Origin of the sequence: Agarilytica rhodophyticola (assembly GCF_002157225.2) — a bacterium.
GTDB classification, from domain to species: Bacteria; Pseudomonadota; Gammaproteobacteria; order Pseudomonadales; family Cellvibrionaceae; genus Agarilytica; species Agarilytica rhodophyticola.
The window spans coordinates 63,414-71,672 of the sequence record NZ_CP021746.1 but is presented as its reverse complement, the minus strand read 5'-3'; the positions used below and the strand labels follow the sequence as shown (position 1 = coordinate 71,672).

12 protein-coding genes are annotated in these 8,259 nt (G+C 39.0%); 4 read left to right on the top strand and 8 right to left on the bottom strand.

What is annotated here, in order from left to right; genetic code table 11:
* Positions 1 to 198 precede the first annotated feature (198 nt).
* A complete protein-coding gene (locus BVC89_RS29235; protein WP_086930731.1) occupies positions 199 to 1,449 on the top strand; it encodes a site-specific DNA-methyltransferase in 1,251 nt (416 codons plus the stop codon).
* 3 nt (positions 1,450 to 1,452) lie between these two features.
* Here BVC89_RS29235 and BVC89_RS29230 read toward each other — a convergent pair whose 3' ends face one another.
* The 8 genes from BVC89_RS29230 to BVC89_RS29195 all read right to left on the bottom strand — a co-directional run bounded on the left by BVC89_RS29230 (position 1,453) and on the right by BVC89_RS29195 (position 4,853).
* Positions 1,453 to 1,731, bottom strand: coding sequence for a hypothetical protein (locus tag BVC89_RS29230; RefSeq protein ID WP_086930732.1), 279 nt, complete (start codon positions 1,729 to 1,731; stop codon positions 1,453 to 1,455).
* 149 nt (positions 1,732 to 1,880) lie between these two features.
* A complete protein-coding gene (locus BVC89_RS29225) occupies positions 1,881 to 2,243 on the bottom strand; it encodes a hypothetical protein (RefSeq protein ID WP_086930733.1) in 363 nt (120 codons plus the stop codon).
* A gap of 57 nt (positions 2,244 to 2,300) precedes the next feature.
* Positions 2,301 to 2,663 carry a hypothetical protein gene (locus BVC89_RS29220; protein WP_086930734.1) on the bottom strand — a complete coding sequence of 121 codons (363 nt, stop codon included), beginning with the start codon at positions 2,661 to 2,663 and terminating at the stop codon, positions 2,301 to 2,303.
* 153 nt (positions 2,664 to 2,816) lie between these two features.
* Positions 2,817 to 3,071 carry a hypothetical protein gene (locus BVC89_RS29215; RefSeq protein WP_086930735.1) on the bottom strand — a complete coding sequence of 85 codons (255 nt, stop codon included), beginning with the start codon at positions 3,069 to 3,071 and terminating at the stop codon, positions 2,817 to 2,819.
* An 89-nt stretch (positions 3,072 to 3,160) separates the two neighbouring features.
* A complete protein-coding gene (locus BVC89_RS29210; RefSeq protein WP_086930736.1) occupies positions 3,161 to 3,502 on the bottom strand; it encodes a hypothetical protein in 342 nt (113 codons plus the stop codon).
* A gap of 93 nt (positions 3,503 to 3,595) precedes the next feature.
* On the bottom strand, positions 3,596 to 3,964 hold the full coding sequence (locus BVC89_RS29205; protein WP_086930737.1) for a hypothetical protein: 369 nt from the start codon (positions 3,962 to 3,964) through the stop codon (positions 3,596 to 3,598).
* Positions 3,965 to 4,069: 105 nt separating this feature from the next.
* The gene (locus tag BVC89_RS29200; RefSeq protein ID WP_086930738.1) at positions 4,070 to 4,513 is read right to left on the bottom strand and encodes a DUF3489 domain-containing protein; all 444 of its coding nucleotides are present in this window, start codon (positions 4,511 to 4,513) and stop codon (positions 4,070 to 4,072) included.
* A 100-nt stretch (positions 4,514 to 4,613) separates the two neighbouring features.
* Entirely contained in the window at positions 4,614 to 4,853 is a 240-nt protein-coding gene (locus BVC89_RS29195; protein WP_086930739.1) for a hypothetical protein, read from the bottom strand.
* 198 nt (positions 4,854 to 5,051) lie between these two features.
* Here BVC89_RS29195 and BVC89_RS30245 point away from each other — a divergent pair, with 198 nt between their 5' ends.
* The 3 genes from BVC89_RS30245 to BVC89_RS29180 all read left to right on the top strand — a co-directional run bounded on the left by BVC89_RS30245 (position 5,052) and on the right by BVC89_RS29180 (position 7,723).
* On the top strand, positions 5,052 to 5,195 hold the full coding sequence (locus BVC89_RS30245; RefSeq protein WP_216825110.1) for a hypothetical protein: 144 nt from the start codon (positions 5,052 to 5,054) through the stop codon (positions 5,193 to 5,195).
* A 459-nt stretch (positions 5,196 to 5,654) separates the two neighbouring features.
* Positions 5,655 to 7,091 carry a catalase gene (locus BVC89_RS29185; protein ID WP_086930740.1) on the top strand — a complete coding sequence of 479 codons (1,437 nt, stop codon included), beginning with the start codon at positions 5,655 to 5,657 and terminating at the stop codon, positions 7,089 to 7,091.
* A 203-nt stretch (positions 7,092 to 7,294) separates the two neighbouring features.
* Positions 7,295 to 7,723 carry a Dps family protein gene (locus BVC89_RS29180; protein ID WP_086934554.1) on the top strand — a complete coding sequence of 143 codons (429 nt, stop codon included), beginning with the start codon at positions 7,295 to 7,297 and terminating at the stop codon, positions 7,721 to 7,723.
* Positions 7,724 to 8,259 lie beyond the last annotated feature (536 nt).

Here is an 8,259-nt window from a genome sequence, read left to right as displayed (position 1 = left end):
GCACTATATCTCATCAATTATTAAAAACACGTCATCGTCATCTAGCCTTAAAAAATAGGGTAATACTGTATTTACTAAATAACATCATCGCCTTCTTGGAGTGCGAACCTCATTGTTGTAGGTTCGCACCTCGTTAATACTTGTCCATTTATTTTTCTTTTTATATTTTCCACGTATTAATTTTACTAAGGTTTGTATATGGCGCACATCGCTGTAGGCTCGGTGGTACAATGGCCACTTAAAAAACTCATTCCCTATGCTCGTAATGCCCGTACACATGATGATACCCAAGTCTCCCAAATCGCTGCCAGTATTGTCGAATTTGGTTTTGTTAATCCTATCCTAGTCTCGAGTGACGGAACGATTATCGCAGGCCATGGCCGCCTCATGGCCGCACAACAATTACAACTTGAAAAAGCCCCGGTGATTATTCTAGATCATCTAACAGAATCACAAAGGCGGGCGCTCGTTATCGCGGATAATAAACTCGCAGAAAACGCTGGATGGAACGACGAACTACTTGCCTTGGAACTTGGTGATTTAAAAGACCTAGGGTTTAATCTCGATATCATTGGCTTTTCGGATGACGAGCTAGATGAATTACTGGATTTTGATAGCGCATCGGATAGCCAAGGCAACGAGGATGAGGTGCCTGAGCCAGAAGAAAGTGTGATCAGTCAAGTCGGTGATATATGGTTGCTAGGCGATCATAAATTATTATGTGGAGATGCCACTAGCCGTGAGGATATTAATACGCTACTGGGGGATGAGTTGGTCGATATGACCTTTACCGATCCGCCTTATAATGTGGATTATGGCAGTAACCAGCGCGATAAAATACGTTTTAACAGTCGTCCTATACTCAACGATAATCTAGGCGAGGGCTTTTACACATTTTTAAAAGACGCGCTAACGCATATCCTCGATAAAACTAAAGGCGCGTGTTATATCTGTATGTCCTCCAGCGAACTGGATACCTTACAAAAGGCATTTCGTGATGCCGGTGGCCGTTGGTCGACATTTATTATTTGGGCGAAAAATCATTTTACATTAGGCCATTCCGATTATCAGCGACAATATGAATCGATTCTCTATGGTTGGAAACAGGGTAGCGATCACTTCTGGTGTGGTGATAGAAATCAAACCGATCTATGGTTTTTTAATAAGCCCAATAAAAGTGACTTGCATCCCACAATGAAGCCGGTCGAGCTTGTGGAGAAAGCGATTAGAAATTCCAGTAAAAGTCGGGATATTGTATTAGACCCGTTTGGTGGCTCTGGCAGTACCTTAATTGCCTGTGAGAAAGCTAACCGCCGTGCAAGGCTAGTAGAGCTTGACCCTAAATATGTGGACGTTATTATTCGTCGTTGGCAAGAATATTCAGGGGGTGAAGCCACGAGGCTGTTGGATTCACTTACCTTTAACAGCCTAGAGGTAACGTCGGCTTAGCCTCTAGGGTGAGGTTAGCCGTGTGCAAATACGGAGGGCTTCCTTATCCCAGTCATTATTGTTGTAGTCGATGCGCTGTGTGATGATTTCGCTTAAAAAGTCTCGAATAATGGGGCGTATATCAAAATCATCCTCCAATGTTTCGAGAAGATCGTATAAATCATCGTCGCCGATAATGTCGACTAAGTGATGAGTCGCTTGGTTACAAGGTATTGGCTTTTTCATCAATACTTGTAATTCGTTTGCGATTTTTTTTGTTTTAGGTAATGCCCATGTGCCCATTTTAATTTCCTCGCTTGATGTGTGTTTCTGTAGGGACATTAACGCTCGTTCCGACGACTACATCAAGTCATTGATGCGTATATTTTTATTTCTCATTCGATGCGCGGATTAAATATTTATTCTAGAGAATAATATGGCATATTCTTGGGTTAATCGTACCCGTTGATTGGCTCCAAATCGCCACTCGTGGCGTCGCTCGAATACTGAAGGTGGTGCAAACAAGGTGCTTCTGGATTCACAAACATGACGCCACCCGTAACGTGTAGTATGACGCCGTATTTTTGGGATAAGCGTGTCAGTTCTTCTGTGAATTTTTTGAATTGTTCTTCTTGCGAATATTGTTCTTTTTGTAATTTTTTTATAGTGTCGTTGTCTATGCCTGAGTATGTGTCGATAGTCATGGTATTCTCCGCTGGATTTTGTGTGAAAGCATTAATACTTTGTAGGTGTACAGAGTCAAGTTGATAATGACTAAGTTTCATAGTGATAAGTGGTGATGGTGTATTTTTCATGATGTCATAATGGAGGCTAAGTATTAGCCCCCGAATATCGATAGTTATAGTTAAGGGTTAAATTTCTTTAGCGATGCTAGGGACATCGATACGACCATCAGCAATAGCGTTGAGTGTGTCGATATCAAGCGATTCAAGTACCGTTTTTATTTTTTTAGTCAGTATGTTTTGGGCTTCAGTTTGCCAATTGTCCATACTACCGATGTATCCTGTTTTGATTGCCTTAGCGCCAATATTGCTTCTTAATGCAGCCTTAGCTTGTACCTTATACATATTAATATCGTTATATTGCTTTGATTCACAAATATCCTTTAGGTCTTTATCGGTGAAGTAGCTTTTATACTCATTAAAATGTCGGTGGCAGGCGGGATCAATCGTAGCGATGACTTTTTTAACAAGATCTAATCGTGATTCAGCCATTTTAATAGTTCTCTGCGTTGTTTTTGTGTGGGGACATTAACGCTCTTTCTGGCGACTACATCAAGTCAATGATGGATATATTTTATATCTTTTATTAAAAATAAAGCCCACATATTAAGAATGCGGACTTTTACTATTATCCTTAAAAAACTTTTATTCTATTTCTAATTCGATGTACGAAAATTTCCAGTTGATTGGCGTTAGTCCGCCATCGTTAGGTTCACTATCGTATTCAATATAGGTAAGTTCTGGGTTGTTGGGGGAGGTAATCTCAATGGTGCTATCGGTATCGCATAGCGTTAAGACAATGCCGTATTTTTTGGTGATTGTTGCGAGGTCTTCAGTGAATTTTTTTAACCGTAGTGTTTCATTTTTAGTAAGCGTGTCTTTGCCAAAGAGTTTTTTCATCTGAGTGCCTTGTGTCATTAGTGTGTGTTATGAGATGAAAGCTTCATTCACGGTGTAGATCAAGTGAATGAAGCGCTATTGACAGGTGGCTAATAGAGTTTATGCGTTTGCCATTGGTTATCATCGTAGACATAAAGAAAGTTAGCGTCGTTTCTCTCGGCTACTATTATCAATTGCTCAATACTGTTAGCATATTGGGGTTTGCAGCGGTGCCAGGGGTTATTGTGATCCCGATGGTAAGCATATACCTCGTTATTCTCTATATACGATAAGCTGCCTAAGGCAATCAATGCGTTCGCGTCTTCAGAGGAATTATGATACTCCCTTAATGTCGGGCCTACACCACAACCAGTATCATGGCCATCGTGATGACAATATATTGCGTAATAACCGTCGCCTTTTTTTAAGGCTATTGTGGATCGCGTACTCATTTTTTTCTCCGTTACGTGTCGTGTTTAGGTCTAGACATTAACGCTCGCTTCGACGATGACATCAAGTCAATGATGTGATTTTTTAAAACGTCGCTAAATAGCAAGCGGCGTGTGCCGCCAGAGATCATTCGCATAGATATAAATATGATGGGCGTTAGCTTTAACACCTTCGTCCAGCGCAATGCCGATATCTTTATATGTGGTATCAGGGTGGTGGTTTTTGTGGCCAATCGTAAAAAGGCGAATACTGTCGGCATATAGGGTATGAATATTGCCAACCTGAATAAGTTGATAGATGCTATCTAGTGTGTTGTAGTGCTGATGTAAAATATCGCCCAGACCACCCTTATGATTATTATGGTGGTTATAAAAACAATAAACGGCGTGATAAGTACTTTTATTTTTTACTAGCAACATAGCTTTGTTTGTATCTACTTTTGCCTCTGAATTTTTTGCTGTCATTATCGGAGTTCCTTTGGCGAATTACAGGGTGTTGTGTTCCATTCAGGCGTCACTTACCGACAAGGTCAAGTCAATGAAGCGCTATTTTTATAGTATTTAGATATTTTAATGGCCTGAACTTATCGAAGGTGTTGGGTCTTTTTTTAATGTGTATGTGCGCGATCCATCTTTATCTTTCGATGAGACTATTTTGTGTCCCTTAGTTTTTAAAGTACTTATAGCGCCCCTCACGCTATGTTTCTGCCAAGAGGTAGCCTCGCATAAAGCCTCAAGCGTTGCCCCTTCCTTGGCGCTCACAAGCTGGAGAATAATATCATTCTTGCTCGTTTTGCTTTTCTCCCTAGGTGCAAGGCCAATGGCTTTAAATCCGTTGGCGTTAATAGTGTAGTCACCGTTCTTCTCGTCGATAAATTGTTTTTTGATAAGGCTGCTAATAACACGCGACTCGATGCCTTTATTGATAGTGTTCGGCAGTGGATATATCGAGCCTGTTTCTCTTTGCGCCGCGTTAGATAAAATGGTGGTTTGTGTATTGGTAAGTTTTATCATGATAGATATCTCTTTATTTTTTACTTGTAAGTTTGAGGCGATGAAGGGCTACATGTTGTAGCCGCTCTCTTATGATGTTGTTTATACTCATTCTTTTTATTTAGTATTTAGCTGCGTTTCCTGGTGCGTATTCGCCTTCTTTAAATACTTTGTCCGTCAAGTGCTTTAATAATTCGGCGTAATCGGTAATGTCGGTAACATGTCCCCAATGTATCTTGTCTTGATTAACATTAAATAAATTTTCGTTGTGCTGCTGCAGGCGTTGTAGCGCCTTATTAATCTGATTTTTTTTAGCGGTAAATGCTGCTTTGGGGCTTTTGGGTTCGTCAAAATTAATCATTATATTTGCCTTTTGTATTGCATGTTTGTAGGGACATTAACCCTTCACCTGCCGAACACATCAAGCGGTTTTTTATTGTTTTTTTAGTCACGATGACTTGCTTTCTTTCTTCATTTGAGTGATGTATTTTTTATGTAGGGAACATGACTATGGGAATCTCTATTCGTACCTATGCCCGCCATCGGGGGGGATACTGCCGTGTGCAAAGCGATAAAAACAGGCCGTATTGCAAAAGAGAGCGATGGTTCCATTGATATAGAGAAAGCCGACAAAGAATGGCATATGAATACTGACACTACTTTTTCTCACCCGAATGAAAAAAGCCTCAATGGCACACTGTAGTTTTTGCACTAGATTTATAAGTTATTGTGTAGAAGATATTAATATATCCTGGTAAAGGTTCATTGTATTTAGTTTTTAATGGTTGTAATATGTGCCACTGCTTAATGATACTACTCTAGTAATTAGTAAAATTTTTTATGCTATAATTTTATAGATTTGGAAGGTTTTTTGTCTAAATCAAAAGATACAAACTGTGAAGCGCGTAATGCCTAAACCAAAAATTACAATGCTATTCATTGGCTGATGTGTTAGTAGCTAGTGCGCTTTTTAATGAGCATCAAATAGTTTATATGATTGATAGGTTGTCAATATAATGCAGTATAGGAAGAAATAGTAATGGAAAAGAAACATGATACTTAAGCTGAACGTATAATATTTTAATTTCAAAAAAATAATCCTCTCAAAGAGTTTTACTTGATACTTTAGCTGTTATTAATATAGAAAACTACGGTTAGAATTATGAAAAAAAAGTTAACAACTGTTGCTGGCTGTCCTGTAGCAGATAATCAAAATGTAAAAACAGCTGGTCCACGTGGGCCTCAACTGTTAGAAGATGTGTGGTTTTTAGAAAAGTTGGCGCATTTTGATCGGGAGGTAATACCTGAGCGTCGTATGCATGCTAAAGGTTCTGGAGCTTATGGTGTTTTTACCGTCACTCATGATATCACGTGTTATACGCGAGCTAAAATCTTCTCTGAAGTAGGTAAAAAAACAGAGTTGTTTACCCGGTTTACGACGGTTGCTGGTGAGCGTGGTGCTGCTGATGCAGAGCGCGATATTAGAGGATTTGCTGTAAAATTTTATACTGAAGAAGGTAACTGGGACTTAGTGGGTAATAATACCCCCGTTTTCTTTCTGAGAGATCCTCTCAAGTTTCCCGATCTAAATCATGCTGTAAAACGTGATCCTAGGACGAATATGAGAAGTGCTGAAAATAACTGGGATTTTTGGACATCGTTACCCGAGGCGCTTCACCAAATTACTATTGTTATGAGTGATAGAGGTATACCTGAGACATATCGTCATATGCATGGATTTGGTAGCCATACCTTCAGCATGATTAATAAAGATAACGAGCGTGTCTGGGTTAAATTTCATCTTAAATCTAACCAGGGAATTAAGAACTTGAGTGACGCAGAAGCGGAAACTCTTATCGGCAAAGACAGGGAAAGCCATCAGCGCGACTTATACGAATCTATCGAAAAAGGCGATTACCCTTCTTGGAAACTCTATATTCAAGTCATGACAGAAGAGAGGGCTCAAGAGGTTACATTTAACCCATTCGACCTGACAAAAATTTGGCCTCATAATGATTTCCCTCTTATTGAGGTGGGCGTAATGGAATTAAATAAAAATCCGGAGAACTTTTTTGCTGAAGTTGAACAATCTGCTTTTAATCCGGCAAATGTGGTGCCTGGTATTAGTTTTTCCCCTGATAAAATGCTTCAAGGGCGCCTATTCTCTTATGGCGATGCGCAACGCTATCGCCTTGGAGTCAACCACCATCAAATACCAGTGAATGCTCCTCGTTGTCCGGTGCATAGTTATCATAGGGATGGTCCAATGAGGGTGGACGGTAATGCTGGTGGTACTATCGGTTACGAGCCTAATACTAAAGGCGAATGGCAGGAACAACCTAATTACTCTGAGCCTTCTTTGGCACTTTCTGGTGCTGCTGATCGTTGGAGTCATCGAGAAGATGAAGACTATTTTACCCAACCGGGTAATTTGTTCAGATTGATGAGTAAGGCTCAAAAACAAGTGTTGTTTGAGAATACTGCTCGATCTGTGGGTGGTGCATCCATGGAAATACAAAAGCGACACATCGCTCATTGTTTAAAAGCTGATCCTGATTATGGCAAAGGGGTTGCTGCAGCTCTGAACATTGAAATATAACAAACCTACAGATGATGTTGTAATACGATAAAATGGCTTTCGTATCTCTGTAGAAATACGAAACTATTAATTAGCGGCATAGACTAGTGAATGGGAATAGATATTCTAATAAATTTATTAATACTCCTAGTCTATTTTTTCGTGATAAAAGTACTATTTTTGAAAAATTAATTTATCTACTTTTATGGAGGTAGAAAATGACTATACCTACAGTAGAGAGTCTAAAAAAGGTGCTCGCTGACAATTATGCGCTATATTTAAAGACGCAAAATTATCATTGGAACGTAGAGGGTTCAGATTTTAAAGTTCTTCATACTCTATTTGAAGAACAATATATCGATTTGGCCGCTGCAATAGATAAAGTCGCTGAGCTTATACGTGGATTAGGCGAAAAAGCTCCCGGAACTTGGAAAGACTATGAAGCGCTGACTTCGATTAGTGATGGAGATGTAAATGCGAGTTCTAATGGAATGCTTAAGGACTTGCTTCAAGATCAAGACATCATACAAGGTAGTTTGCAGGAAGCTCTAAGTGTGGCACAAGAAGCAAATGACGAAGTTGTTATTGGTGTGTTGGTGGAGCGTTTAACGGCACATCGTAAAAATAAATGGATGTTAAAAAGTAGTATCTAAAACCTACCGAAAAATTTTAATATATACCTGATTTTAGTAGCTATCCTATTGGAAATATTGCTTTTGGATATGCCATACTAAATTTCATTTTTTTTGCTTTTTATGTCTAAATATGTAAGTTTAAATATTAAAACTAGAAAAGTTTACGTAAGAGTATGAGCTTTTTCGTGGCGGCCTATTTGAGGTCGCTCATGTCGGTTGTAAGTTGTTCTTAAAATATTAGATTTTGGGAGAGGATGGAACATAAGAGTTATAGCCCTTACGTACTCCGTTGCCGGTTTTGAGGATGGAAATATTATCCTGTGTGACTCGAATTATACTCTGGCTTACTAAGATTAATTTATTTTGTGAACTATTAAATCATTTAATTTTTATTGTAGTCTTTCATAAGGAAAGTGTAAGTTGCTTTCTCTGTTAATTAGGATTTAATCTTAACTAGCTCTAATTGCAGGTTGATAGTTGATTGCTCATCGTTGATATTGGTAGATATAGTTTTATAAGTGTTGTGCCAGAATGTGGTTTTTCATCAATAAGTA

Bases quoted from the DNA above. Each gene is read 5' to 3' on its own strand.
- BVC89_RS29230 (WP_086930732.1), bottom strand. From the start codon at position 1,731: ATGGGCACATGGGCATTACCTAAAACAAAAAAAATCGCAAACGAATTA.
- BVC89_RS29210 (WP_086930736.1), bottom strand. From the start codon at position 3,502: ATGAGTACGCGATCCACAATAGCCTTAAAAAAAGGCGACGGTTATTAC.
- BVC89_RS29220 (WP_086930734.1), bottom strand. From the start codon at position 2,663: ATGGCTGAATCACGATTAGATCTTGTTAAAAAAGTCATCGCTACGATT.
- BVC89_RS29205 (WP_086930737.1), bottom strand. From the start codon at position 3,964: ATGACAGCAAAAAATTCAGAGGCAAAAGTAGATACAAACAAAGCTATG.
- BVC89_RS29215 (WP_086930735.1), bottom strand. From the start codon at position 3,071: ATGAAAAAACTCTTTGGCAAAGACACGCTTACTAAAAATGAAACACTA.
- BVC89_RS29200 (WP_086930738.1), bottom strand. From the start codon at position 4,513: ATGATAAAACTTACCAATACACAAACCACCATTTTATCTAACGCGGCG.
- BVC89_RS29185 (WP_086930740.1), top strand. From the start codon at position 5,655: ATGAAAAAAAAGTTAACAACTGTTGCTGGCTGTCCTGTAGCAGATAAT.
- BVC89_RS29195 (WP_086930739.1), bottom strand. From the start codon at position 4,853: ATGATTAATTTTGACGAACCCAAAAGCCCCAAAGCAGCATTTACCGCT.
- BVC89_RS29235 (WP_086930731.1), top strand. From the start codon at position 199: ATGGCGCACATCGCTGTAGGCTCGGTGGTACAATGGCCACTTAAAAAA.
- BVC89_RS29225 (WP_086930733.1), bottom strand. From the start codon at position 2,243: ATGAAAAATACACCATCACCACTTATCACTATGAAACTTAGTCATTAT.